This is a genomic window from Phaeodactylibacter xiamenensis, from assembly GCF_965229835.1.
GTDB classification, from domain to species: domain Bacteria; phylum Bacteroidota; class Bacteroidia; order Chitinophagales; family Saprospiraceae; genus Phaeodactylibacter; species Phaeodactylibacter xiamenensis.
This window is the reverse complement of sequence record NZ_OZ245931.1, coordinates 3,609,710-3,636,114: the sequence shown is the minus strand read 5'-3', so window position 1 is coordinate 3,636,114 and position 26,405 is coordinate 3,609,710. Positions and strand designations below refer to the sequence as shown.

Here is a 26,405-nt window from a genome sequence, read left to right as displayed (position 1 = left end):
GGGTTAGGGTTGTACGGTTTCGAGTTCTTCCAGCATGCCAGAAAAGTGATAATAGGCGGCGCAGGCGCCTTCTGAGCTGACCATAGGGGCACCCAGTGGGGTCTCCGGTTTACAGGCTTTGCCAAAATTGGGGCATTCGAATGGTTTTTTGATGCCCTTCATGACTTCGCCGGCGATGCAGCTGTCACTTTCCGGTGCTTCCGGGATGTTGACATCAAACTTCAGGCGGGCATCATACGCTGCGTATTTGGCCTTGAGTTCGTACCCGCTGCCAGGGATCACTCCAATGCCCCGCCACATCCGGTCTGTAATATCGAAGACCTCTTCCAGTGTTTTGATGGCGTGGGGGTTGCCCTCCGGACGGACCATACGGGCGTACTGGTTTTCCAGTTTATACTCGCCGTTCTCCAGCTGCTTTACGGTCATCAGAATGCCCTGTAGTAAATCCACCGGTTCGAAACCCGTTACCACAATGGGGACTTTGTATTTATCCACCAGCGGATAGTACTCATTGATGCCCATGATGGTGCAAACGTGGCCGGCAGCGAGAAAGCCCTCAATTTGGGTGGCTTCATCATCCATCACAGCTTCGATGGCGGGCGGGACAAGTACGTGCGAGGTGAGAATAGAGTAGTTTTTCAGCCCGTACCGGTCGGCGTGCACGACGGAAAGTGCATTGGCCGGGGCGGTAGTTTCAAAGCCCACGGCAAAGAAGACCACTTCCCGGTCCGGATTATCTTTGGCGATGTTGACCGCTTCGAGGGGAGAGTACAGGATACGGATGTCTGCGCCATTGGCTTTGGCTTCCAGTAAGCTCTTTTTGGAGCCCGGTACGCGCAGCATATCACCGAAGGAGCAAAGAATGACGTTTTTCTCTTCTGCCAGATAGACCGCCTTGTCGATCAGGTTAAGCGGGGTGACGCATACCGGGCAGCCGGGGCCATGCACCATGCGCACCTCATCGGGCAGCATATCGAGGATGCCATTCTTGACCAGACTGTGGGTTTGTCCGCCGCAGACTTCCATGATGGTCCACGGGCGGGTGATGGTTTTCCTGATTTCATCGAGGTATTGGCGGGCCACTTCGGGGTCCCGGTATTCACTGAGAAACTTCATAGCGGGTTATTTTTTAGGAATCAAAAAATGGGGGCATCAGTGGCTGTCAACTGTACTCTTTCTGGTCGGGCAGGAAGCCGTGAATGTTCAGTTCTTCTGCCACTTCTCCCATTTGTTCCAGGTATTTAAAGGTTTGCCGGGCCTCGGCTTCATCCACCACGCTAATCGCCACGCCCACGTGCACCAGCACATAGTCGTCTACCTTGGCATGGGGCACCATTTCCAGGCTCGCTTCTTTAATGATGCCGCCAAAGGACACCTTGGCGACCTGGACGAGCCCGTCGTATTTGGATTCTATCGTTGTTATTTTTCCGGGGATTGCTAAGCACATGGTTGAGTGTTTTTAGAAAGTGAGGTATGTATTGCGGCGCTGCGTTGGCCTGTCAGGTAGCAAATGAGCTGTCCGAAGGCGATATTTTCATCGTTGGGGGAAAGGCGTTCGTGAAAGTAAGCGGTATAGCCCTGTGGTAGAGCATCGGTCAGCAAATCGATCAGCAGCCCGTTTTGGAAGACACCGCCTGAGCAGGCAATATGCTGTACGCTAAGGGTAGTAGCTGCAGTAACGGCGATTTGTGCCAGCGTATGGTGGAAGCGGGCCGCAATAGCTCCATTGGGGAAGTCCTGCTTCTGATCCGCCAGGATTTGAGCCATTACAGGCTTCACGGGAAGGGGAGTGCCCGCTTGCCAGTGAAAATCATAGGGTTCGGGAAGCCTTTCATGAGCAATATGTTGCCGGGCGAGTTGTTCCAGTAAGGTCGCTGCTTCTCCCTCGTAGGTTTGGTGGCTGGCGAGCCCAAGTAGGGCAGCTACCGCATCGAAGAGCCGCCCCACACTTGACGTTTGCAGCCCGGCATGGCGGTCCAGCATACGGTTGTAGAGGCTCCATTCTGTATCCGAAAATAAGGGTTGGAGGCAGGCTGCTGCACCCGGTAGCCCAAAGGTGGCGGACAGGGCGGAAACCCGGGGTTCTTTTGGCATTTTGTCGCCCAGTATGGCGCTGAAGTAATCGAAATGGGTGACCCGTTCAAACTGATAGTCCTGGTAGAGAAAACATTCCCCGCCCCAGATTTGCTGGTCATCGCCCAGTCCGGTGCCGTCCCAGATCAGCCCGAGTACAGGTTCTTCCTGATCCCACAGGTGATGCTCGCCCAGTATGGCGCCAAAGTGGGCCTTGTGGTGTTGCACCAATTGTAGCGGAATATCCTCGGACGCACTGAGCTCTTGTGCAAAATGGGTGGAAGGGTATTGAGGATGGGCGTCGGCGAGAATGACTTCCGGCCGGGCTGCCAGCGTTTGAGTTAGGTGGGCATAAGTCGCCTGATAATGCTGTTGAGTTTCGTATTGTTCCAGGTCGCCCAGGTACTGACTCAGAAAGGTCTTTTGCCGGTGCAGCAGCCCAAAGGTGCTTTTGAGCATAGCACCTGTAGCCAGGATGGTCTGATTGGGCCAGGGGATGTCCGCTTCCAGGTAGGAAGGGGCGAGCCCGCGGGAGCGCCGCATCCAAATTGGGCGATTATGGTGTGGGGTGAAAGCCAGCACGCTATCGTCCTGTGGCGTGGCGATCGGCCGGTTGTTCAGTAGGATTTGATCGGCAATTTCGGGAAGGGAATGCAGTGCGGTTTCATCCTGATAGACAATTGGGGTATTGCTGATGTTGCCACTTGTCGCCACTACCGGTTGGCCATATGCGGCCAGCAGCAGCTCATAGAGTGGGGTGTAAGGCAGCATGACGCCGATCTGCCCTAATCCGGGGGCGATATCGTCTATGGCCAGCCGGGCTTTGGCGTTTTCTTTAAAAGGCAGCAGTACAATTGGAGAGACTGCCCCTGTGAGGGCCTGAGCTGCTGCCGGGCTTACCTGTGCCATCTGTTCCAACTGGCTGAGATTAGGGAAAAGCAGGGCGAAAGGCTTGGTGGGCCGCTGTTTTCGGGCGCGGAGTCGTTGTACCGCTTCAGCGTTCCCGGCATCACAGGTCAGCAGGTAGCCCCCAATGCCTTTGATGGCGACGGTCTGCCCGTCTGCCCAGGCCTGGGTGACTGCGTTTATGATTTCTGTTTGGGACAAGTCTCGTGGTGCTCCGTCAGCCCAGAGTGTTAAAGTTACGCCACATTCGGTGCAGGAATTGGTTTGAGAATAGTAGCGCCGGTCGGACGGGTTATTGTACTCCTGCTGACAAGCAGTACACATTTCGAAAGCTGACATTTCGGTATTAACCCGGTCATAGGGCACTGACTGTACGATGGAATAGCGGGGGCCGCAGTTTATGCAGGTTGTGAAAGCATAGCCTGAGCGCCGGTTCCTGTCATCATGAATATCGGTCCGGCAATCTGCACAAAGCGCGACGTCGGGCGTAAGCAGCAGGTCGGGCTCACCTTCGCTTTGGCTGTGCATAATCTGAAAGCTGGCGAAGGGCTCCGGGGCAATCACATGGTACTGTAAACTAAGGATGCGGGCCAGGGGCGGAGCCTGATACTTCACCTGCCGGCAAAAATCACGAATGCCTGTTTCATCCGTATTTAACCGGATGTGTACGCCGTCCAGTGTATTATTTACCCACCCATTCAGCCCGAACTGATGTGCCAAACGGTAAATGAAGGGGCGAAAGCCAACGCCCTGTACCTGCCCCTGAATATGGATGTGCCAGGTCTGCATTAGGAAGCGGCTAAGGAAGCGGCTTCTTTTTTCTCGGCTACCTTGTTCAGCAGCCAGTTGCACCAGGCATCCACACCAGTACCATTGATAGTGGACAGCTCCATCACATCAATGTCCGGGTTGATATCCCGCGCATCCGCTACAACATTATCTACGGAGAAAGGCAGGTACTCCAGGAGGTCTACTTTGGAGACCAGCATCAGCTCACTGGTCAGGAACATCCGCGGGTACTTCTTGGGTTTGTCATCGCCCTCGGTGGTAGCGATGAGCGTCACGCGGTAATCTTCGCCAAGGTCAAAGGAGGCGGGGCAGACGAGGTTCCCAACGTTTTCTATGATCAGTAGGTCTACGCCATCGAGATTGAGGCTCTCCATAGCCTGCCAGACCATCTGTGCTTCCAGATGGCAGATGCCACCTGTAACGATTTGCAGGGCATCCCCGCCTACGGCACGCAGCCGGTCGGCGTCACGTTCGGTTTCCAAATCGCCCACCAGGATTTTGATATTGATCTGACCGCCAAGTCGCTTGATGGTTTCCTGCAGGAGTGTGGTTTTTCCGCTGCCGGCTGAAGAGGTGATATTGAGCAGGAGGATATTTTGCGCCGCCATTTGCTTTCGAATACTATCGGCAACAAAATCATTGGCCTTCAGGAGGTGCATGGTCGTGTTATCACAAGTTACTGTACCTCTTGCGGCTTTGGAGGACCGTTGGATTTTTTGCATGTCTTTTGTTTGCTTTTGCTTGTATCCTTACAAGGTACGCATTGAGGGAGAATAAAAAAAGTAGAACTCCGGTAAATCTCTGTGTTCCTATGCTCCAGGCTTTGTAAAGCCAATTAAAATTTTGAAAACAGGTAAAAGGGTATGGCGATTAAAGGCTTAAACCCATGGGAATTAATGGGTTTAAGCGGTTGGGCGCGATTGCTCAGTATCGTTTGTTGAATTTTGGCCACTTTTTCTAAGCAGAGCGCACCGAGGCCGGTTCTGCAAAGTGGATGCGGTGAATAAGCAGCTCTGTACCGCTCACCACATCGCTGCTTGGGCGGCCGCAGGAGCAGGCAAATTTGTAGTCTTTCACCGGTGAGTTTTTGTCACAGACCGGGCAGTAGACTTCAATAGGGACGGATTCGATATTCAGCGTGGCCGTTTCGTACTTGCCTTCAGATTGGGTTACGGCAGCAAAGGCATTTTGCAGCAGTATAGGCTCTACGTTGGAGAGTAACCCCACCTTGAGGTCCACTGCCTGCAGGCGGCTAAGCTCCTCCGGGCTGAACTCGGCTTCGAGGGTATTGAAAACAGTGCGTATGAGTGATATTTCGTGCATGGTTGTCCAGACATTTAAGCGTAAGCGGAACGCAGTTGCTCCAATTCTTTGAGGTGGGCGGTGGCTTCCTCGCGAAGGGCATCATCGGTAGCAAGCCGGGCCGCTTCCTCTGCCTTGTCCACCATATCCTGATAGCGGGTTTCGTCGAGTTTATCTTCCTCCATCCCCAGGTGCCACTGTGCGTTGAGGTAGTTGAGCAGGATCAGGCAGCGCTCTGTAGGGAATTCAGCAGCGGTGCGTATGCTCAGAGCTTCCTGATAGTAGAAAAGCGCCTTCTCAAAGTTATCTGACAGCTTCGCCTGCGGATATTTGGTCAGGGCGTTGCCGTAGTGGTTGCATACGGTAGCGTAGGCATGGGGATGGGTATCCTTTTGGTAAATGTCCAGTGCTTCGCGGAAAGCAGAAGAGGAGACCCCTGCCCAGATGCTTTTCTTTTTTACTTCGTCGGGGATATCCGCGTAGATGATGCCGAGGTGGTGCTGAATGTCGGCATAGACTTGCGGGGCTTCTTCCCGTGTGAATATCTGTACGGCTTTTTGAAAACTTTCGGCAGCCGGGCGGTAAAACTGAGGGTTGTTGGCTTGGGCCCAGGCCAGCAGGAGTATGCCCTTTCGGTAGTTGGCTTCAGCAGCCAGCAGTGGCAAATTTTCCCGTTCAAAAGCAGTCAGGGCTTTGTTGTAGCAGCCGTGGCTTTCAGACCAGTTTTCACTGAATTGCGCAATCTGGCCAGCTTCCAGCAACAGTAGCGCCTGCTCTACATCCCGTCCCTGGCTTTCATAGTGGCCCAGTACGTCGCGCATCATTTGCTGCAAGGCCGCCAGCTTATCCTGAGGGTAGGGTGGGGTCAGGTGTTGAGTCCATATTTGGCAACGGGTGCGCTGCAGCTCCATCCGTGCATCTGCTGAGATATCGGAGTGGAGGGCAATATTTACCACCCGGTCTGCATCTTCGTGAGCCCCGCTGTCGAGCAGCAAAAGGGCAAAATGCTGAGCGGTGAAGGCCCGGTACTCTTCATTAGGGGAGCACTGAAGGGCTTCCAGGTAAAAGTACTTGGCTTTATTGAGGTTTGGCGTGTCGAGTGCCGAGCTGTAGTGCAGCACAATGGCCTGATTGTGCATAAGCCGGTACTCTTCAAAGGGAGAGTAGGAGGAGGGGAGCTCCTCCGGGGCTACTTCAATGCCCTGCTGCAGGCGGTTGAGGATATCAAGCTCCAGGTACAGGCTGTGATTATGCGAGCTGAGCAATGCCTGACAGCGCTCGAAGTTGTTGAGCCGGGCGTAAAGCAGCCCGAGGAAGTTGGGGCCATCGAGGTCAATAGCATCCGGCAGCAAGTATGGCGGATAGATGTTGTGCCAATCGATACCGGTGTGGATTTCACCCTTTCGGATCATCACACTGTGAGCATTGGCTGCCGGGCGTTCTTCAAGGAGGTCTACCAGGCGCACGAGCTCTTCCAGGCGGTCTTCTTGTTGGAGAAAACCCCGGAGCTGCTCGTGGATATCAGTTGGTGCATATACGGAAAGCATCCCATTCAGATTTTAGTGTGCCGCGGGCGTCTTTTCGGATGCCACGCTGCAGGATTTTTGCGTAAGTCAGTGCTTTTTGTTCGGAGTAGTACACATCAATTTTGCGGGTAATGAACCGCATGGCGTTGTGTACATCCACGAAAACCATCGAAAGGTGCCAGGCACTGTTTCTGGCTTGCAGGCAATAACGGACTTCGGTGTCCATTAGCCATGCTTCTTCGGACAGCAGGTCGAGGGGCGTATCCGGAGCGGGGCGCTCAGCCTCCTCTGCAATTGTAAGACCCGGTGTAATGAACATCAGAGGCTCACATTGAGTACCCCGAGGGCATCTTCAGCTTCGTAGGCCAGCGTCCGGTCCTCTGCTGGAATACCATTGTCAATGAGCAATTCGTGCAGCGCTATACTCCGGTTGCCCTGAGCGTCACCGGCTTTAAGTAAATGCTGTTTCGATTTGTGCAGCTGCCGGAAGAGCTCGTTCTCCGCACCTGCAATAAGGAGGGAGCGTTTCTGCGGGTAATACACGAGGTGTACATTAAAGGTACTGCCAAATATGCGGTCTGCAATTGCTGTGGGAATGACTAAATGCGATGTGCGAAGGCTCACCGCTGCCTGTTCCTGCTGCTGCGCTGCCCGCATTTGCTGCTGTAGTGCTCTGGGCGGAATAAACATAGCTTTTATTCGTTTTGCAGTCTCTCTTTTAATAAGGCGACGACCCGGTCGGCACCTGCTTTGGCCTCATCAGACATACCTACGTTGAAGCGGGTATCTTCTACACTGATGAGGTAGACTTCTACTTCTTCCGGGTAATCGCCCCCAAGTATTTTGCGGGCATAGGACAAGGCCTGATTCCACTTCAACCCATGCAGAAATACCAGAGGGTCTTCTTCAATCTGCGCTTCTACTTCTGATGCTGGCAGCCGGTAAATGGTCCCGGTCGCTTCGCCGGTATTGACTACAGCGTCTATCAGGATAATGCGCTGATGGGCTTTGAGCTGAAACAGGACTTCAAAGGCGGAGGTACCCATGTCAAAGACCTGGCATTTTTCCACGCCTTCGAGGGCTTCCTGGAGCTGCTGCGCTACGTAAACACCTACGCCATCATCTGCCCGGACAGGGTTGCCAAAGCCTAGGATCGCGGTGCTTACGGGTAAGGTTTGTACCATAGTGGAGGTTCGTTTTTCTTACAGATGGGGGTAGCCCGGACTATAATGATACAGCCCGGGCTTGCCCTGAAAGTACGTCGCTATCGGTTTTAGTTAAAATGACTTGTTGCGGGGCATCGCATGGCTGCAACCGGTGCATGATCCGGGTTGCGTTCATTGGTGCCCCGGCAGGGCAAGTCTAAAGTTTGAATTTAGCGAGTTGCTTGCCAGACTTATTGTCGTGTGCATGCACGGTACAGACCAGGCAGGAGTCAAACGAACGTGCCACCAAGCCAACTTCCACCGGATCGTGGGGATCTTCGATTTCAGTGCCTTCCAGGGCTGCTTCAATCGGGCCGGGATTGCCTTCCGAGTCATTCGGGCCGACATTCCAGGTGGTAGGAGCAATGATTTGGTAGTTCTCAATCACACCGTCCTTGATCTTGATCCAGTGTGCAAGTGCACCACGGGCGGCTTCCGTAGCCCCCCAGCCGATGCCATCTTTCTCTTCCGGTTTGATATAGAACTCATCGTCCAGGTTGACCTGGCTGAGCCAGTCGTTGATCATTGTATACAGTCGTGGTGCTTCGTGTACCCGTGCCAGGCTCCGGGTAAAGACTGACGGTCCCATCTTTTCCATGATGTCTGCAAAGAGCGGGTCTTTGATCTGATGATCTGTATTGGCAGGGTTAGCCGCCATGATCACCCTTGCGAGTGGGCCAGCCTCGGCAGCATGTTGCATGAAGCGGGGCGCTTTTGACCAGCTGTACTTACCATCAAAGTCGGTATGCTCCAGAGTCGTGGAGTTGATAGAGGCATCCGGTGCAGGTTCATCGAATGGGTGGAGGGCATTGGCCTGATTTTCGTACCAGGCATGCTTCACGTGCTCTTCCACCATCTTTTGATCGGCATCGTAGTATTGCTTGCCGTCCCAGAAGCCAGCCGGGCTGATGAGGGCTGGGTTACGGCCCTCGATGGTTGGTTTGTTGTAAAGATCTTTATGGAGGTAGGTGCCCCATGCCAGGAACTTGCCTACACCCTGACCGAATTTGTCGAGCCCGAATTCAATACCGGCACGCAGGAAGAGGCCTAGATCGCTGTTACGGTGGCTTTCATTCTCTTCCAGCCACTCCATCATATCATCCCAGCTCTGGATTTGCAGGTAGCGCTCAATTGAGCAGCCCAACCATACCGGCTCGAGCCAGTCGTTGCGGAACTGATTCATGATGGCATGTGCCCGGGTGATATCCTTTAAGGTAGGGGCGCACATCACGCCGCCCGGAACCATATAGCTTGAGTGTGGCCATTGGCCGCCAAACAGGGCATACACTTCCACCGGGCGCCCGCTCGCAGTCACACCTTTCTGGAAGGAGGTGCCCACATAGGCAGCAAAGCGCTTGACGACTTCATCGTACAAAGGCTTATTGGCAAATTTCTTATTCGCCAGGTCGGTTGCAAAGATGGCATAAAACCAGCGCGGGATACTTTGGATGGTCTCTGTAGCCTGGCCGATGGCCCGCAGCAAAAGTGCGTTGGGCGGCAGCGTTGTTCCCCAGGCTGTATCAAGGGCAGAGGAAGCAGAGTACAGGTGGGACCCCCCGCAGATGCCACAGGCACGAGGTGTCACGATCAGGCCCGACTGCGGGTCCTTGCCCACGAGGATTTTTTCGAAACCCCGGAACATGGCTGCCTGTGTATGTGCGCGGGTGACCCGGCCGTTTTCCATATAGACTTTAACGTCCAGGTCGCCTTCTACCCGGCCGACCGGAGATATGTTGAGTTCTTTAACTTGAGTCATTTTTAGCTTACAATTTTGACAATAACTAGATTGAGGTTAGGGATGGGCGCCGCCGCTACAGCATGCCCGTCATCCGGCGTAGACATCTACTTGGAAGTCTCGAAGTGCTCCTTATTCACGCCCATCACGCTTTCGAGAGAGCCCATAACCTTCTCGAAGCCAGCCCGGCTGTAGTAAGCCAGTTTGTTGGTGCCGGCAGGGGTGTCCTGTGGCAGGAAGCCGAGGTACTTCAGCGTTTTGAAGACACTACCTTTCTTGAGATCGTGGTGCGGGAAGCCCGGTTCGGTACAGCCCAGGCAAGGGTGGTTGGCCCGGGTCTTGCTCGACTGCCGGTTCCAGAGGATACGGTTGCAGCTCGCCCGGGTCATCGGCCCGCGGCAGCCTACTTCGTAAAACAGGCATCCACCGCGCTTGCCAAAGTGCCCGTCTACTTTCTGTGCGAAGCTGATGGCATTGGGGCAACCATTTTGTACGAAATCTGTGAAGAAAGTCTTAGGGCGGTGAAAGTCATCCAGGAGAACATCACCAATACGGCCGGTAGCGATAGCTACGAGAATTTGCGTGACCCAGTCCGGGTGTGCCGGACAGCCCGGGATGTTGATGACCGGTAAGCCACCTTTAGACTTGAAGTCAGGGCCCAGGTAGCCCCCTTTTGCTTCTTTATGGAACTGCATGCCCGTAGATTCGCTCGGGTTCGGTGGTACGGCAGGTATACCGCCCCAGGTGGCGCAGTCGCCAATAGCGACAACGAACTGGGCAGCGTCCGAGAGCTCCTGCACCCAGTCTTTCATGGGGCGGTCCGCAAAGTAGTTCATCTTTCCTGTTCCGTCAGGGCCTTCTACTACGGAGCCTTCAAAAACGAAAATGTCGAGTTGTGTTTTGCCGGAGATACAATCATTCATCAAGTCGGTAACCTGATGACCGATTTCCAGGCCTACGGTAGGGTGCCACAAAATGTTGATGCCAAAATCGACGATAAGCTCTACAACGGTGGGTTCTTCGGCGTTCAGGAAGGACATGGTGTTACCACTACATGCTCCGCCCTGCAGCCACAGGATGTTTGCCATGCTTGCTAATATTTTTGTTTGTTGTATAGTACTTCGCAGTGAATAAGGGACGTCAACTGAGGCTTTGCAAACTTAGCATTGGACCAGATCGCCGGGGAAGTGGCAGGAGGTTGGTGATAAATTGGCAAGAAATTGAAGTTTATCTCTCCACTTTTGAAGGTGAGTAATCAAAAGAACCTATGCCTATCAATTTACTCTGCAATAAAAGTATGGAAAAAACAGGATTAGAAAAAATTTTCTAATCCGATATGGCGCAATTGGCGTTATTTGTATTTTTTCTAAATAGCTAAGAAGGATTAATAGAAAAGATCGTAAGGGGATTGCAGCATCTGTTCGTATTCCTGATGCCCTAGTTTGGTGAACAAAGGGATAAGAAGGTTCCATACCCCCGCTTTATAAGCTTCCAGGCCGGGCAAAACCGTTGACCGTACCATCTCTTGTGCCATGTAGTGGGTACTCGTAGCCCAAAGCTGCAGGGCGAGTCCGGTATGAAAGCCCGAGCGGGGCTCAGGGCTCATCACCCCTCTTGAGGTATTGAACTCCAGGATTTGGAGCCATTGCTGCACCTCGGTTTCGATATATTTTTGGTATTCGGCCTGCACTTCAGGGAATGCCCGGGTCACCTCCAGGGTGTCGAGGTAAAAGAAGCGGTAGATTTGCTGATGTTGAAATACAGCTTCCAACAGGCGGTCGATATTGTCGAAAAGAGGAACGATACGGAATTCCCGGAGGAGTTCGATCTGTTCGGTTTCCAGTTTTTTGTACAGCCCGAGAACGATAGCCTGTTTGTTGGGGAAGTGGTAGGCCAGGTTGCCCACGCTTTTGCCTGCCTCATCGGCGATGTGCTGCAGGCGGACATTGACCATACCATCGGCATTAAAACGTTTTAGAGCTGCGGCGAGTATTTTTTCTTTGGTAGACATAGGCTAAGCACATGCATAGTTGTGGGGCAAAAATAGGCTTCCTTCGGCTAATCTTTAGTATGGGCTCTGCTTTTCATTTGGAGTAGGTCTCTCAGATAGGTTTAGAATGTTATAATAGTTTTGATTGATGTCAATAGGAATTCAACCAAAAGAGTTGTGCAGTGGCCATAGAACTCTTCTTATGTATAGTTCTTGGTGAGGATACAGCTTTCAAAATAGAGAAAAGCATTACGGCAATAGCTTTGAAGACCTTTACAAAGCGTGCTATGGTGTGCGGAGCAAGTATGGCGAAAACCTTCGGTGGGGTGCTCTGCTAAAACGCGTTATGGCCTGCGCCAAATGCCCTAAACGTGCCGTTCAAAACGCCGGTATTATAAATCATCCCGAATCGAGGTATCCGCCTGATTCGGGATGATCGTTTCACGGGGGGGCTTAATTCAACTGCATTGGTACTTCCATCAACAGGACCCGGGCATCACTGTCGGCTGTAATCGTTAGCTCATCCGTTTCCCACACACCCATACCATCTCTTTGGTGCAGTGCCTGCCCGTTGAGGGTCACATCGCCTTTGATAATGAATGCGTAGACGCCATTGGCGGGGTCTTTAAGCTGGTAGGTGGTTTCAAAACCGGCTTCCAGCTCGCCCATATGGAACCATGCGTTTTGGTGCACCCATACGCCATCGTCTTCCGGGTTGGGCGATAGCACCTGAGAAAGTTGGTTGCGCAGCCGGTGTGGGTCAAGGGTGATCTGATCGTATCGGGGCGTGACGTCTTTTTGATTTGGGAATACCCAGATTTGGAGGAACTTCACAGGCTGATCAGCGTTTTTGTTGTACTCGCTGTGGTAGATGCCGGTGCCGGCGCTCATCACCTGCACGTCGCCCTGCCGGATGACGGTAGTGTTGCCCATGCTGTCCTTATGCTCCAGGTCACCCTCCAGCGGGATGGAGATAATCTCCATATTATCGTGCGGGTGGGTGCCGAAGCCCCGCCCCTGGCTTACCACGTCATCATTGAGTACCCGCAGCACCCCGAAATTCATCCGGTCCGGGTTATAGTAGCCGGCAAAACTGAAGGTATGATGAGAGTCGAGCCAGCCATGATTGGCATGGCCACGGGTATTGGCTCTGTGGATTACGGTTTTCATGATCTTTGAATGTTTGATGTACTGCAAAAATCAGGGTTATAAGCATCTCATGCGATGTAGAAAACGGAGAGATCCCTATAAAAAGTTCGGATTCCGATGGTTAACACCGGATAAGGGTTGGTGTTGTCAGGAATCCTCCCCAATCAGGCGGAAACGAATGATAGAACAGCTGCTTATACTTCTTCGGGTACTGTGGGCTCCATGTGAAGCAGATGGTTTCGCAGGAGTGCTTCGAGTGAATCCTCTTGTTCAATTTGCAGAGCAGACCGGAGGCGGTATCGTGCCATTTCCACTGCTTTGACACTCACCGAAAGGATTTCCGCAATTTCTTTGTTACTTAAGCCCAGCGCGATAAGCATTGCATACCGCAACTGTTTGTCTGTAAGGTTTGGGATTTCCCGGACCAGAGAGCGGGAAAAATCAGGGTAGAATAACTGGAACTCTTTTTCAAACTGCGGAAGGATGTCTTCTTCCATGAATATCTGGTGAATTTTGCGCTCCAGGTAGTCCGGGCGTTTGTGGTATTTGCCAATGGCTTCGCTCACTTTGGGTTTAAGGCTGGCAGCCCAGAGGCTTTTGTTTAGCACTGCGGTTTTCTGATACTCCAGCTGCTGACGGGTTTGCTGTTGCTCCTGAGCGAGGCGTTTGTTGCGTTCCCGTATGGCTTCTTGTTTGGATTTAGCCCGTTGCCGGTACTGCCAGTAGTTGAAGCCTAATAATAATATGGTGAGTATGCTAAAAGCAACAGCCCAGGTGGAGTAAAGGGCTTTGCGCTCTGCCAATTCAGCCCGCACGATCGAGAGGTTCTCCCTGGCAGTTGCTTCTTTGGCACGGGTCCGGTATTCTTTGACTTCATAAGCTACCGCGATGTCCTCTGCTGCCCGGGTTTGGTCATGCTCTTGTTGTTCAAGCAGTGCATTTGCGTGCTCGGTCTGATATTGGTAGGCGCTTTCCCATTGCGCAGTTGTTTCGTACAATGCTGCCAGCGCTTCATAAAATCGCGCCCGGTTGGCAGGAAAAGAGTCTTTGGGTATCAGTCTGAGGCCTTCTTTGTATAGCGTTTCGGCTTCGGGAAGTTGCCTGGAAAGCTCATAGTATTGACCGGTCCAGTAATAATGTTCGAAGGGAGGGGGGATGCCAACGTCCTCGTAATGGGCAGAAATGGCATCAAGAATAGATTTCATTTTGTTGGATGCATTTTGCTGCGCGTATAGCTCCAACAGGTAGTAGTAGAGTTCTTCCTGGTTGATGTCAAAGTTCATCTTATTGCCAATGATACTCCTCAGGTGCTGCTCTGCCAGCTCCGGCTCCTGGGATTGAAGGTAGGCATAACCAATACTGCTATGCAGGAGCCTTTCGAGATAGGGGTAATCGATGTGCTCGAGGGAGTCAATCAATGGCTCGAGTACGTCAATCGCTCGTCGGTATTGTCCTCTCACATTATGCACCACACCTATATTGTGGCGTATCATAAGCCGCCTGCCGGTGGAGTTTGGGGTGGTGTCCCGCACGCTGTATTCGAGAGCTGTGGAAAAATGGGCAAGGGCATTGCCCGGCATTTCCAGCTCGACGTAGCAAACGCCCATTATGGAAAAAATATTGGCAATAACATAGGGGCGCCCATTCCAGTCTACCGCATCAAGGGCTTGCTTGTAGTATTCCAACGCTTCCCGGTAATTTCGTTGGAATAACTCGGTGTTGCCCAGTGTGGCCAGGTCTGACGGCAGGGCCTCGGGGTTGTCTGTCAGTAAACTATCCTGACCGATGGCAAGGAGTATATAGGTTTTGGCTGAGTCAAACTTCCCTATGTTATTGAAGTATTGCCCCATAAAATTGTAGAAGAGCTGTTTGTATTCCGGAGTTGTCAGGTGGTGGTTCCGGTAATAGTCAATCAGGCAAAGAAAATGCTCGTCTTCTATACGCATTAAATCGTACATACGGATAATCAAATCCTTGGGGTCTTCCTCTGAAATGTGTTCCTGAGTCCACCATTGCTCGCAGTTTTCTGAATTAGCCTGGACAGGAGGTACTAAAAGTAGGAGTAGGGGGATATACAGAAATAGGGAATGTGCAAATTTCATGTTTTTACGGGGTGTTTTTACGGGGTGTTTAAGTCGTTGGTTTTTAGTTGTTTGCGAAAGAATGTAGAGCGTATGTCTGGTTTGAAATATAGCAGATTAATTGCTTTATTGAACAACTGTCCATATACTGCCTGAAATTATTCAACAATCGTCACAATAGCAAAAATAACCATTCATTTTATCTGCCGAGACTAACACTACGAATGGTTTCTTTTAATGCATCCCTTCCATCGCCAACAAGAATTTTGTGCATTTATCAGTACGGATACCTGCCGTTGTGGCGGGTATCTTTTCCGAACACTATGAACTCATGACCTCAGGGGTTGCCCTGATTGTTTTGCTTCCGGTTTGTAGCTTGTTTTAATCAGGCAAATAAACACAATTGTACCGGGGAGCAAATGTCTGAGTTTTCTTAAATAGGTTCTCCCTTTGCCTTAAAATGACAGCCTGCTTCTTTTTGTTAGAAGTGGGTTGTTCATTTTTCCTTGCCTCGTTTTAATATTATTATTACCTTTGCCGGGCAAATTTGCAGACCTGTCAATCAAGGCTGTGATTTCATCAATTGATTTGATTATTTTTTCACCAAACGGGCAGGATGTTTTCGCCCTCAATCTTATAGTTCGTACATGATTATCATCAACGTAAAAGAAGGAGAGTCTATTGACCGGGCGCTGAAGCGCTACAAGCGTAAGCACCGTAATGTTGGCGTAATTAAGGAATTGCGTAAGCGTAAGCAATTCACGAAGCCTTCCGTTGAGCGCCGGCACGAAGTGCTTAAGGCTCGCTACAAGCTGGAAAAGCAGAGAGACCTGGGATAATTCCTCAGACAGCCTGCTGTCTCTTGATATTATCTCTTCTGTTCTTCTTCGGTCTGGAAAAGAACTGAATCTTACATATACCTTAGCATAAGAAAAGGTTTCAGGTAAAGTCATCACCTGAAACCCTTTCGTATTTTATAAAGACGGGGTTGTTTTTTACCCTACCTTACGACCTGTATGTCGCCTTCAAAAAGGACGACGATGCCGTCAATAAATTCCACTTTCGCATAGTAGGCATACACGCCGATCTGAGCGGGCTCTCCCCGGAAGGTGCCGTCCCATCCGAACTCTGGCGCATTAGGTGGGAAGTTTTGCCCTTCGTAGACCATGCCTCCCCAGCGGTTGAATATCTTTAGCTCCTGCACCCGACGGGCCCCGGGCCCTGCATACACGGTAAAGGCATCGTTCCTGCCATCCGCATTCGGTGAAAAGGCGTTGGGGATAAACACCGGGCGGTTCTTAATCACACGCACGGTAACAGAGTCAACCGCCAGGCAGCCGTTCTCATCGGTCACCGTGAGCGTGTATAAAGTGGTATTGACCGGATTGGCACCCGGATCTTCGCAATCGATGCAGGAAAGTGAGTCTGGCGGCATCCAACTGTAGGCAACATCGGGGTTGGACACGCTCGCATCTATTTGCCCACTATAGCCCAGCTCAATCCGGATGTCTTCTCCTGCATCCACGATGAGCTCCAGGGGCTGGGATACGTTGCCCTGAATGCTGGCCAGGCACCCATTGGCATCCATGACTGTAAAGGTGTAATTGCCGGCAGCAAGGCTGTCAAAGGCTGGCGCTACCTGAAAGACCTGCCCGTCTGAACTGAATTCATAAGGCGGCACTCCTCCCGTACCTTCCAGTACAACGATGCCTGTCGTATCCCCAAAACAGAGAACGTCCTGAATGTCTAATATCGAAAGCTCAAGCAGTGGGGGCTGTGTGATCGTCGTATCAGCCGAAGCCACGCAGCCATTGGCATCCGTAACGGTGTAACTGTAGGTGCCTTCTCCCAGCCCTCTGATAGTCGCTTCCGCCGAACCGGTGCTCCACTGAATATTGTACCCTCCGGTGCCGCCTTCCGGAGTTGCTGTGATCAGGGCATCTGCTTCTCCAAAGCAGCTGATACCCTGCACGTCTAAGCCAGCTACCAACAGGGGCGGGTCTTCGAGTACGATGTTGAATGTGCCTTCGCATAGGTTGGCGTCAAGGGCATTGACGGTATAGGCCCCTGCACTTAAACCGCTTACAGAGTTGGTGGTCACGAAGCCATTTCCGTCGTTAAAGTTGTACTGATAGGGTGGCTGCCCATTGGCTATATTGATGGTGATGGCGCCATCAGAGAAGCCCGTACAGGACGGGTTGACAATTCCGGGCTGTGCGGGATCAAGCATAAGCTCCAATTCTCTAACCGGAATGGTAAGTTCTGTAATACAGCCGTTGGCATCGCGGATGACGACCTCGTAGTCGCCTACAGGCAAATCGGTTAGCGTATTGTCATTGCCGAAAGGCTGCCCTTCCCAACTGTATTCATAGGGAGGCGTGCCACCGGTCAGTTGCAGCTCAATGCCGCCATCGGTGCCTCCATTACAGGTGGGCATGGTGATGAGAGTGTCCACGTCCAACGGTGGCGGGCTGTTGACTGTATAGGTCAGAACGGAATCACAAGTAAAGTCGTCGGTAATGGTGACTGTATAGTTCCCGGGAGGCAGGTCACTGATCCCCGGGGTGTTTTCCCCGTTACTCCAGTTGAAAACATAGGGTGGGTTGCCATTGGCGACCGTAAGGAAAATAGCGCCGGTACTATCATCAGGGCAGAGCACATCGGAGATTGTATCGTCGATGGTAAAACTGCTCTCGCAGCACTTGACGTAGATCGTTTCCACATGCGATACAATACACCCATCACTGGTAAGCACCCGTAGCAGGACACTCTTCAGCCCCGGGCTGCTATAGGTAACCTCGTGCGGCCCCTGCCCGGTAGCTGTTGCCGGGCTGGCATCTTCTCCGAAGGTCCACTCCCAGCCTGAAAGGCCGCCGATGAAGCTGGATTCGTCTACAAAAGTGATGCTGTTTTCCAGGCAAAGGGTGTCGAGCTCGGGCTCGGTCCTGAATTCTGCCTCCGGGCCGAGGAAGGTGCCTGTGCCACCAAACTCCACAGTGAAACCATTGCCGGACTGACTAAAGTTATTAACGACAAGGGCGTAGCTTACCCCTGCTTCCATTTCAATTGGAGCGACAAAATTGTCATCTCCCGGGTCACAGCCACAGTTTTCGCTTGTGTCCTCCTCTCCATCTGCCAGGCCGGTCGCACCGGTACAGGGCTCCCAAATATCAAAAGTGGCCCCCACCACCTCACCGGAAGCCATGCAACGTAGGTCGAATTTGTCATCACAATCATTCACACCGTTTGGCAGCTGATATAGAATAAAATCAAGGTCATCCGCAGGATTAAGCGGAGTAAGGGAAAAGGTAAGTGAACCGGCCTCATCGCAAGTCCATTTGTACCATGCAGAGCCACTTTCGCTTAGCGGGCAGGAAAAAGTGGAGCAGGCTACATCGCCAATTTCGTTGGGATTGCTGCCAACGCCTGTAACCTGTTCAACGGTAAAGGGGGATTTGTCGCAAAGGATCACTCCGGTATTGCAATCGCTGGAAGGGTCGGGGATGTCATTGTAGTTATTCACGCAAAGCTGGAAGGTCCCCTGATTGCCAGCCCGGGCACCGACCTGTATGTAGTAAGTCTGCCCGATTTCCAAAGGCCCGGCAAAGAGCTGCCCGCTGCCCACGCCGATGGCATCTGAGAAGCAGCCAATCTCGGTGAGCATGCCGCATTCGCCACTGTAAACGGCAAACTGAGGGTTCTGCAGGGTACCGCCATTACTTTGCCCGGTAGCGCCCGCCACGCTCACATTCACAGTAGTGGCTTCGGCCACAAAGGAAAACCAGACATCAAAGTTGTCTTGGTTATTCGGGAAACAACCAGTAGTGAAACCGGAATCTTCGAAGCCTACATTGGTGTAGGCGCCGCCTTCCGAGCACCAGCTGCTTACATTGGGCAGGTTGGTGGCTGTATTACAGTCCTCTCCCTGTGCAAGCAAGGCCAAAGGCATCCATAGTATTAAAAAACAGAACAGGCTATATTTTCTCATCACTTTTGTTTGTGTTACCGGGTAAGCAGAACATCAGAGTGGAATTGCCGTACGGTACCATCAATAAATTGCCCTTCAATAATACACGTATATACACCAATGGGCATAGGCTGGTTCTCCGCGCGGCCATCCCATTCTAAAACGGCATTTTGACCATTTGGATTTTGTGCCTCAAAAATGAGCCCGCCCCAGCGGTCGTAGACCTGCATTTGCAGCCATCGCTCCAGCGCCGGGCCTCCCTGAGGTGCCCAGGTATCATTAATACCGTCGTCATTAGGCGAAAAAGCGTTGGGCAGATAGGCCGGATACCTTAATAATACCTCCAAATTTATGGAATCTGTTATACTGCAACCTTTGTCATCGGTAATTTCCACCTGGTAGGTCATGGATTGTGTGGGCTGGGTGATTTCAGGGGTTGCACAATCGGCGCAGGACAAAAAGTCGGGCGGTGACCAAAGAATGGCTGGCTCGGCCGCGTTGGTAAGGGCCCGGAGCCACGCATTATTACCCAAAACGATAGGGCTGTTGGAGGTGAGCGTCAGGGTAAGGCGTTCGGGAACGGGAACATTGGCATCGGCTGTAGTGCTGCAATTGCGGCTATCGGCCACCGTGATGCTATAGGAGCCCGCGGCAAGATTAGGGAAAGCCGCATCGCCCTGAGGGTTTGAACCCCCGATTTGGTAAAGGTAGGGCGGCTGCCCCCCGGTGACGGCTACGGAGAGGTAACCATTTTGATCGCCGAAGCATACCGGGCCGGCTATGGAGTCGATGGAGGCAATAACCGGCTCAGGGTCTGCCATTTCGTAGGTGGTAATGGCGGTGCACCCATTGAGATCGGTAAGGGTCAGGGTGTAAATGCCGGGCGGCAGAGCTTCCCGTTGTGGAGCATCGCTGCCATTCTCCCAAGCATAGCTGTAGGGCGGTGTGCCTCCGGAGGGCGCAGCCAAAAGCAGTCCATCGGCGGCCCCTGTGCAGGAAATGGTGGTGGGTTGCAGCCCGGGCTCCAGTTGGGGCGGGTCTGTCAGCTCGATGATGAACTGCCCCTCGCAGAGATTTGCGTCCAGCACATTGACGGTATAGGTGCCGGAGGCGAGCTGGCTCAGCGCATTGGATGGCACGTAGCCATTGCCATCATTGAAATCAAATTGATAGGGTGGGAGCCCATTGGCGATGACCAGTGTGATTTGGCCGTCGCTCCGCCCAAAGCAGCTGGGTGGGGTAATATCAGTCACTTGCGGGTCTAGTACGAGCAGTAGCTCCTGCAGGTTAATCTCCAGGGTGTCTGTGCAGCCCAGGTTGTCCTGAATGGCTACGGTGTAAAGCCCTGCGCTTAAGTTGCTAAGCGTGTTGTTGTTGCTAAAGGGCATACCTGCCCAGGCGTAGGAGAAGGGAGGCGCGCCACCCGATACTTCCAGTGAAATACTGCCATCCACTCCGGCATCGCAACTGGGCAAACTCAGCAGTGTGTCCACTTCGAAAGGCTGAGCAGACGGCACTTCAAAGGTGCGGATAGCCTGGCATTCTGAAGTGTCGGAAAGGGTTACGCTGTACAAGCCCGCAGGAAGCCCTGTCCTGGGGTTGCTGCTGGAGCCGTCTTCCCACGTGATGAAAAAGGGCGGCCCGTTGGGGCCTTCAATATCCAGCGCAATGCTTCCGTCGCTATCGCCCGGGCAGGAGGGGGGCATAGTTGTGGCGCTGACCTGGAAGTTATCAGTACAGCAAAGTACTTCTATGGGCAGGATTTCAGTGGAAGTACACCCTTGCGCCGTTGTGGCGCGCAGCAGCACCAGCTGTGTGCCGGAAATACCGAACGCTACCTCATGAGGACCTGGACCGGAGGCAAAAGCCGGTGTGGCGCCGGGGCCAAATTCCCATTGCCAGTCCACCACATTGGAGCTGCCCGGCGGGTTCAGCCCGACGAAAGTCAACAAGCTGTCCTGACAGACTTCATCGGCTTCCGCTGCCAGGCGCTCTTCCCCACCCACAAAGCTGGCAGTGCCCCCAAACTCCACTTCGAAACCGATGGTCGTTTGCGAAAAATTGTTGACCATCAGCCCATAGGTGACACCTTCCTCCATCTGTACCGCAGCCAGAAAGTTATCATCCCCCGGACCGCAGCCCGGAGCTTCAGAAATGTCAAGCGCGGTATCGTTTAGCCCGGTAGGGCCAATGCAGGAGGACGCCATGCAGCGGAGTACGGTCTTCCCGGAGCAATCACCCGGCCCATTCGGGAATTCGTAGAGGACAAAATCGAGGTCATCGGTCTCATTAATTGGCGTAAGCGCGAAAGTCAGGCTCCCCGACTCAGCAGCGGTCCAGACAAACCAGGTGGAAAAGGTCTCTACTGGCGTGCCGGCAATATTCAGGCATGCTGCATCATCAGCTTCACTGGGGTCGTTGCCGCCATCGGTAACCTGTGGTATGACAAAAGGGGCCTGATTGCAGAGCACTGCGGCCTGTGGGCAGTCAGACGTGGCTGCGATTTCTCCCGAGTAGTTGTTGATGCAAAGAGAGAAATTGCCAATCGCCAGGCCCTGTACCTGCAGGTAATAGGTTTGTCCGAGTTGCAGGCCTGTTTCGATGATTTGCAGGGACAACCCGCTGTTTGTCTGGCAGGTGACTTCCGTTAACTCGGTACAGCTGCCCGTGTACAAGGCCACCTGCGGCTGGGAAAGCTGGTTGCTAAAAAAGCCACCGAGCACAGAAATACTTACCGAGGGGGCTACTGCGGTGAAGGTAAACCAAACATCACCTTCTGCTGAAAAACAGGAAGGGGATTGATCAGCGGAAGCTTCAAAGGTGGTGAACTGACCCTCCGAAGCGCACCAGTTGACCGGCTCCTCGATGAGAAAAGCATTGGCGCACTCATCATTGGCGGGTTGTGCCATGGCCCACAGTAAAGGCAGCATGCATAGCCCTGTGACCAGTATAGACTTTGTCGTTTTCATAGCGTCGGATGTGATTCCCCCGAAAGTTAAGAAATAAAATCGGGCCGGTCCCAATGACCTTGGTCGGGAGCTTTCCTCAACCTTTGGTTTTTTGTACCTTCGCACTCATGGTAAAAAAGCAAATTCCAAACGCGATCACCCTGCTTAACCTGGTCTTTGGTTGTTGTGCATTGGTGAGCATACTGCATGGCCAGTATGTAAGTGGGTTTGGATTCATAGTGGCGGCGGTTGCCGCCGATTATGCAGATGGGCTGGTAGCCCGGTTGCTGGGCGTGCATTCGGAACTGGGCAAAGAGCTGGACTCCATTGCGGATATGGTTTCTTTCGGAGCGGTGCCCGGCGCTATCTACTACCAATTGCTGCTGGTTGCTTTGGGGCAGGAAGGGGCAGATGCGCTGGTGTATGCAGCAGTGCCTGGTTTTGTCCTTTCGGCTTTTTCCGGTTTGCGGCTGGCCAAGTTCAACCTCGATACCCGGCAGACGGATGGCTTTATCGGTTTGCCAACGCCATCAAGTACGATGTTTGTGACCGGGCTGATGCTGATTTATGCCCTGGATAGCTACGGTATGGGAGACTGGGTGGTCAGCAGTCCCGTGGTGCTTTACGTGTTGATCGCATTGCAGTCCTACCTGCTGGTGAGTGAAATCCCCATGTTTGCCCTCAAATTCAAATCGCTGGCGTGGGCAGGCAATGAGATTAAGTTTATCTTTGCCGGCATTGCATTGCTATTGCTGATACTGACCCGGGAAGTGGCTTTTTCAGCAGTGGTGGTGCTTTATGTTCTTTTTTCTGTGTTCCAGTATTTCACCAAGTCGGGCTACTGACTTCAACAGAATCGACAACAGCATGCTTTACCTCATCCCCACGCCCATTGGCAACCTGGAAGACATCACCCTGCGGGCGCTTCGCCTGCTCAAAGAGGTGGACCTGATCCTGGCAGAAGATACCCGCACCTCCAAAAAGCTGCTGGACCACTACGACATTACCACGCCGCTCCGCGCCTACCACGCCCATAACGAGCACAATATTACTGACAACCTGGTTGAACAACTGAAGGGCGGTACCCGGATGGCCCTGATTTCTGATGCCGGTATGCCTGGTATTTCTGACCCCGGTTTTCTGCTTGCCCGGGCTTGTGTGCAGGATGGCGTAAAAGTAGAATGCCTGCCCGGTGCCACCGCTTTTGTGCCAGCGCTTGTTGCCTCGGGTATCCCCTGTGACAAGTTTCATTTTGAAGGCTTTTTGCCTCATAAGAAAGGCCGCCAAACCCGCCTGAGCTATCTGGCAGAACTACCGGTCACTTTCGTGCTGTATGAATCGCCTTACCGCCTGGTCAAATGCCTGGAGCAGCTGGCAGAGCACTGTGGTGCAGCCCGTCTTGCTTGTGTGGCCCGCGAGCTGACCAAAATGCACGAAGAAGTCAGAACAGCGTCTTTAGAAGAACTGATTGCCCACTACGGGCAGCAGGCGAAAGTGAAAGGTGAAATTGTGGTGGTGGTTAGCGGGCAACCTGCGTAAGACCAAATCTTTGGCTTAGGCTTCCCGGGGCGGCTCCTGTTCATCTCCCTGTGCGGATGCCGAACCTGGTGAGTCTTGAGTTGGGAGCTCGCTATGGCGGAATGGAGAAAGGGGCATAGGGGAGGAGCTATCGGCAGAAGCCGGTGCGCTATCTGATGGTTCATCAGACTGATAGGGGAGGCGGTCTGCCTGTTCCTGCGCTTTTCTGATATTAGCCATGGTATTAGCAGCTACGAGCCTCATCAGGCTGGCTACTCCAGCATCTGCGTCTGTTGCAGCCTGTTCCTGTTCTCCGCGAAACCAGGCTATCACAGCTTTCAAATCGCTCCACATCATGCGTTTGGCATTGTTTTACCTTGACAAAACAGCCGGAGCGGTTATTAGTTGATGTGACCTTCCGGGAAAACCTCGTCTATAAAAAGCATTTCAGGAAAGCAAGTATGTTTTGCTGCCCGAAAAACAATCCGTAATTTAACACCATAATCAACAACCATAAAAAACAACATGGAAGCTAACTTGATGAACCTTCTGCAAGGCTCCCTTTCCGAGGGCATGATCGACCAACTGAGCCAGCAAATCGGAGGTGCCGATAAGCAAAAGACAGCCGCAGCCGCTTCTGGCATCGTGAATACCCTGATGGGGGCACTGGCTAAGAATGCCGAATCCCAAGAAGGTGCCCAATCGTTGAATAATGCATTGGAGCGTGACCACGATGGCAGTATCCTGAACGATGTCATTGGTATGCTAAGTGGACAGCAGGCGCAGGCACAAAACTCAGGTATGCTCAATGGCTCCGGTATCCTAAATCATGTCCTGGGCAATAAGCAGAGCGGTGCTGTACAGATGATCAGTCAGCTCAGCGGGCTGGACTCCGATAAAACCGGCAGCCTGATGACTATGCTGGCACCGGTGGTGATGGGCGCTTTGGGCAAGACCAAGCGGGAACAGGGCCTGGATATGGCCGGTATCGCTTCGCTGCTTTCCGGCACTGTTTCTGCCGAGCGGGCCAACACAAACAATCCGGCTATTGATATGGCCATGAAGTTTCTGGACAGCGATGGCGATGGAAGCGTAGTGGATGACGTAGCCAGCATCGGTATGAAAATGCTGGGCGGGCTGTTTGGCAGAAAATAAATTGACCTTCCGTAATCAGAGCACGAAAAAAGCCATCCGGGAAATATACCTCGGATGGCTTTTCTGTTGGTGCACAAAAATTGCAGAATTTATGCGTTGCTGTTTTCTCTCTTTTTGGCCTCCTCACGCTCAGCCGCATCCATGCCCTCTTTCAGTTCGCTTTCAAGGGAAGAGCGGGCCGTGTTGAACTCGCGGATGCCCTTGCCAATGCCACGCATCAGCTCAGGAATCTTTTTGCCGCCGAAAAGCAGCAGAATCGCGAAGAGTACAACCAGCATTTCCGGGCCGAAGAAGTTGAACAACAGTATAGTTTCCATAATGATCCTTTTTAATTATTGCAAAATTACAGCATTACGCTGTTCTTATCAACCTGCTTTCAGTCATCTGACCGTAATAAGAGGTTTAAGTTTAGTGAAGGTAATGTATTTTTTGGCCATCCTTATTTTTTCAGGCCGATTTCGCGCAGGCGTTCGTCGAGATATTCGCCGGCTGTGATGGGCTCGTAGTGCAACGGGTTGTCGGCAGTGATGCACTTCGGCAGCGCGCTCAGGTCCATTTCTGACTTCGGGTGAAGGAAGAAAGGGATAGAAAGCCGGGGCAGGTGCCATTCCTCACGTGGTGGGTTGACCACCCGGTGAGTGGTAGACTTCAGGTAATTGTTGGTCAGCCGCTGCAGCATGTCCCCTACGTTGATGACAATCTCGTTCTCCTCAGGCATGATAGGCAGCCACTCCTCATCTTTATTGAGCAGTTGAAGCCCGCCGGCAGAAGCGCCCACAAGCAGGGTGATGAGGTTGATGTCTTCATGCTGTTCGGCCCGTATTGCCGATTCCGGTTCTTTTGTGATCGGAGGGTAGTGGATAGCCCGCAGGATGCTGTTGCCTTTCTCAATATGCGCCTCAAAGTAGTCTTCCGGCAGTTCCAGGTGGATGGCAATGGCTTTGAGAAGCTCGCCGCCGGCCTTCTCAAAAGCCCGGTAAAGCTGCAGGCCGAGTTTGGTGAAGTCCGGGATTTCATCAACATGCACATTATCCGGGTACTGAGCTTTGCGCGGATCATCGGCAGGGACTTCCTGTCCGATTTGGAAAAATTCCTTCAGGTCGGCTACTTCCGACTGCTTGGCGTGCTCTTTGCCAAAGGAGGTGTACCCCCGCTGTCCAGCCATGCCTGCAATCTCGTACTGCTCTTTAATAGGCGTGGATAACGCAAAAAATGCATTGGAAGCCTTGTAGAAGTCGTTGATCAGTTTTTCGGGTATGCCGTGGCCGGTAACGCCAACAAAGCCAATTTCGTGAAAGGCCTTGCCAAGCTCTGCTACGAAAGTTTCGCGGGCAGCAGCATCGCCTTTGGTAAACTGAGATAAGTCGACTACAGGAATTACTCTTTTGGTCATTGGTACTTATGCTTGTTTGAAAATTGCGCCGCAAAGTACCGTAATTTACTGCTTTTCAACAAGAAATTCTTCCTAAAGGATGGTTAAATCCCCTGGTCCAGAATCTGGGCAGCCGGCTGTGGTGGCCTGGACTGAGTTTGAATAATCCCGAAGGTGCCGCAGAAAAGGGCGATACCTGCAAAAATAAAACCATAGAGGTATTGATGCTCGAGAGGCCCGTCGACCTGATGCTTGATGATGTCTTCCACGTACACCATGAACCATGCAGGCAGCATGCTGATGATGAAAATGCCGAACGAAAGCGCAACTACCCGGATTTGCTTTCGGGAAAAAATGGCAGCCAGCCAGCTCATCAGCAGAGCCATCAGGCTGTAGAACTGGAAGTCCTGTGCGAATATCAGCCCGCTGAGTTGTTGGGTGTCCCCGGTGATATCAGTACCGAAGATGATCAGATTACGTGGAATATCCCCGGAAGTGTGCACTTCAATAAGTGGGGAAAATAACAGGCCCAGGGTGGCCAGAAACCCAAAAACGGGCAGGATTTGGCGGTGGAGCTTCATGGGAAAGTATCTTTAATTTGCGATAAAACCGGATCAGCTGTAAAATGTTGAGCTTCAATAGTTTTTTCCCGTGGCAGCCGGGCTTTGCCATTTAGGGACAGTCCCCTA

24 protein-coding genes are annotated in these 26,405 nt (G+C 52.5%); 4 read left to right on the top strand and 20 right to left on the bottom strand.

Going from position 1 to position 26,405, the window contains the following annotated elements; translation table 11 throughout:
- Positions 1–3 precede the first annotated feature (3 nt).
- The 14 genes from hypD to ACO08I_RS13530 form a co-directional block, all read right to left on the bottom strand.
- Positions 4–1,116 carry a hydrogenase formation protein HypD gene (gene hypD / locus ACO08I_RS13595; RefSeq protein WP_282778542.1) on the bottom strand — a complete coding sequence of 371 codons (1,113 nt, stop codon included), beginning with the start codon at positions 1,114–1,116 and terminating at the stop codon, positions 4–6.
- Positions 1,117–1,162: 46 nt separating this feature from the next.
- Positions 1,163–1,447 (bottom strand): HypC/HybG/HupF family hydrogenase formation chaperone, encoded by a 285-nt coding sequence (locus ACO08I_RS13590; protein ID WP_044216940.1) that lies wholly within the window; start codon positions 1,445–1,447, stop codon positions 1,163–1,165.
- Complete coding sequence (gene hypF / locus ACO08I_RS13585) at positions 1,438–3,768, bottom strand: carbamoyltransferase HypF (RefSeq protein WP_421949581.1); 2,331 nt, start codon at positions 3,766–3,768, stop codon at positions 1,438–1,440. Before hypF ends, ACO08I_RS13590 begins: the two co-directional genes overlap by 10 nt.
- The gene (hypB, locus tag ACO08I_RS13580; protein WP_076650619.1) at positions 3,768–4,490 is read right to left on the bottom strand and encodes a hydrogenase nickel incorporation protein HypB; all 723 of its coding nucleotides are present in this window, start codon (positions 4,488–4,490) and stop codon (positions 3,768–3,770) included. Before hypB ends, hypF begins: the two co-directional genes overlap by 1 nt.
- A gap of 235 nt (positions 4,491–4,725) precedes the next feature.
- Positions 4,726–5,091: a hydrogenase maturation nickel metallochaperone HypA gene (locus ACO08I_RS13575; RefSeq protein WP_421949580.1), complete on the bottom strand. Its 366-nt coding sequence runs from the start codon at positions 5,089–5,091 to the stop codon at positions 4,726–4,728.
- A 14-nt stretch (positions 5,092–5,105) separates the two neighbouring features.
- The gene (locus ACO08I_RS13570; protein ID WP_282775385.1) at positions 5,106–6,617 is read right to left on the bottom strand and encodes a hypothetical protein; all 1,512 of its coding nucleotides are present in this window, start codon (positions 6,615–6,617) and stop codon (positions 5,106–5,108) included.
- A complete protein-coding gene (locus ACO08I_RS13565) occupies positions 6,592–6,915 on the bottom strand; it encodes a hypothetical protein (protein WP_044216932.1) in 324 nt (107 codons plus the stop codon). Before ACO08I_RS13565 ends, ACO08I_RS13570 begins: the two co-directional genes overlap by 26 nt.
- On the bottom strand, positions 6,915–7,286 hold the full coding sequence (locus tag ACO08I_RS13560) for a hypothetical protein (protein WP_044216930.1): 372 nt from the start codon (positions 7,284–7,286) through the stop codon (positions 6,915–6,917). The genes ACO08I_RS13565 and ACO08I_RS13560 overlap by 1 nt, the downstream gene beginning before the upstream one ends.
- 5 nt (positions 7,287–7,291) lie before the next feature.
- Positions 7,292–7,780 (bottom strand): hydrogenase maturation protease, encoded by a 489-nt coding sequence (locus ACO08I_RS13555; protein WP_282775384.1) that lies wholly within the window; start codon positions 7,778–7,780, stop codon positions 7,292–7,294.
- 178 nt (positions 7,781–7,958) lie between these two features.
- Positions 7,959–9,557 (bottom strand): nickel-dependent hydrogenase large subunit, encoded by a 1,599-nt coding sequence (locus ACO08I_RS13550; protein WP_044216927.1) that lies wholly within the window; start codon positions 9,555–9,557, stop codon positions 7,959–7,961.
- 86 nt (positions 9,558–9,643) lie between these two features.
- Positions 9,644–10,624, bottom strand: coding sequence for a hypothetical protein (locus ACO08I_RS13545; RefSeq protein WP_282775383.1), 981 nt, complete (start codon positions 10,622–10,624; stop codon positions 9,644–9,646).
- A 296-nt stretch (positions 10,625–10,920) separates the two neighbouring features.
- The gene (locus ACO08I_RS13540) at positions 10,921–11,547 is read right to left on the bottom strand and encodes a TetR/AcrR family transcriptional regulator (protein ID WP_421949579.1); all 627 of its coding nucleotides are present in this window, start codon (positions 11,545–11,547) and stop codon (positions 10,921–10,923) included.
- 432 nt (positions 11,548–11,979) lie between these two features.
- Positions 11,980–12,696: a pirin family protein gene (locus ACO08I_RS13535; RefSeq protein WP_282775382.1), complete on the bottom strand. Its 717-nt coding sequence runs from the start codon at positions 12,694–12,696 to the stop codon at positions 11,980–11,982.
- A gap of 173 nt (positions 12,697–12,869) precedes the next feature.
- Positions 12,870–14,777 (bottom strand): LuxR C-terminal-related transcriptional regulator, encoded by a 1,908-nt coding sequence (locus ACO08I_RS13530; RefSeq protein WP_282775381.1) that lies wholly within the window; start codon positions 14,775–14,777, stop codon positions 12,870–12,872.
- A 626-nt stretch (positions 14,778–15,403) separates the two neighbouring features.
- Between ACO08I_RS13530 and rpsU the strand changes: the two genes are divergently transcribed.
- Entirely contained in the window at positions 15,404–15,595 is a 192-nt protein-coding gene (gene rpsU / locus ACO08I_RS13525) for a 30S ribosomal protein S21 (RefSeq protein WP_044216921.1), read from the top strand.
- A gap of 161 nt (positions 15,596–15,756) precedes the next feature.
- Here the strand turns inward: rpsU and ACO08I_RS13520 are convergent, their stop codons facing one another.
- Together ACO08I_RS13520 and ACO08I_RS13515 are read right to left on the bottom strand one after the other, a co-directional pair.
- Positions 15,757–18,744 (bottom strand): gliding motility-associated C-terminal domain-containing protein, encoded by a 2,988-nt coding sequence (locus tag ACO08I_RS13520; protein ID WP_421949578.1) that lies wholly within the window; start codon positions 18,742–18,744, stop codon positions 15,757–15,759.
- A 14-nt stretch (positions 18,745–18,758) separates the two neighbouring features.
- A complete protein-coding gene (locus ACO08I_RS13515) occupies positions 18,759–21,692 on the bottom strand; it encodes a gliding motility-associated C-terminal domain-containing protein (protein ID WP_421949577.1) in 2,934 nt (977 codons plus the stop codon).
- A gap of 107 nt (positions 21,693–21,799) precedes the next feature.
- Between ACO08I_RS13515 and ACO08I_RS13510 the strand changes: the two genes are divergently transcribed.
- Both ACO08I_RS13510 and rsmI read left to right on the top strand, forming a co-directional pair.
- Positions 21,800–22,516: a CDP-alcohol phosphatidyltransferase family protein gene (locus tag ACO08I_RS13510; protein WP_282775378.1), complete on the top strand. Its 717-nt coding sequence runs from the start codon at positions 21,800–21,802 to the stop codon at positions 22,514–22,516.
- Positions 22,517–22,538: 22 nt separating this feature from the next.
- Complete coding sequence (gene rsmI / locus ACO08I_RS13505) at positions 22,539–23,210, top strand: 16S rRNA (cytidine(1402)-2'-O)-methyltransferase (RefSeq protein WP_282775377.1); 672 nt, start codon at positions 22,539–22,541, stop codon at positions 23,208–23,210.
- A gap of 15 nt (positions 23,211–23,225) precedes the next feature.
- Here rsmI and ACO08I_RS13500 read toward each other — a convergent pair whose 3' ends face one another.
- On the bottom strand, positions 23,226–23,546 hold the full coding sequence (locus ACO08I_RS13500; RefSeq protein ID WP_282775376.1) for a hypothetical protein: 321 nt from the start codon (positions 23,544–23,546) through the stop codon (positions 23,226–23,228).
- A 168-nt stretch (positions 23,547–23,714) separates the two neighbouring features.
- Between ACO08I_RS13500 and ACO08I_RS13495 the strand changes: the two genes are divergently transcribed.
- Positions 23,715–24,344, top strand: coding sequence for a DUF937 domain-containing protein (locus ACO08I_RS13495; RefSeq protein ID WP_282775375.1), 630 nt, complete (start codon positions 23,715–23,717; stop codon positions 24,342–24,344).
- Positions 24,345–24,433: 89 nt separating this feature from the next.
- Here ACO08I_RS13495 and ACO08I_RS13490 read toward each other — a convergent pair whose 3' ends face one another.
- The 3 genes from ACO08I_RS13490 to ACO08I_RS13480 all read right to left on the bottom strand — a co-directional run bounded on the left by ACO08I_RS13490 (position 24,434) and on the right by ACO08I_RS13480 (position 26,297).
- The gene (locus ACO08I_RS13490) at positions 24,434–24,661 is read right to left on the bottom strand and encodes a Sec-independent protein translocase subunit TatA/TatB (RefSeq protein ID WP_282775374.1); all 228 of its coding nucleotides are present in this window, start codon (positions 24,659–24,661) and stop codon (positions 24,434–24,436) included.
- Between the two features lie 122 nt (positions 24,662–24,783).
- A complete protein-coding gene (locus tag ACO08I_RS13485; protein ID WP_282775373.1) occupies positions 24,784–25,737 on the bottom strand; it encodes an isopenicillin N synthase family dioxygenase in 954 nt (317 codons plus the stop codon).
- A gap of 83 nt (positions 25,738–25,820) precedes the next feature.
- Positions 25,821–26,297 (bottom strand): hypothetical protein, encoded by a 477-nt coding sequence (locus ACO08I_RS13480; RefSeq protein WP_282775372.1) that lies wholly within the window; start codon positions 26,295–26,297, stop codon positions 25,821–25,823.
- Positions 26,298–26,405 lie beyond the last annotated feature (108 nt).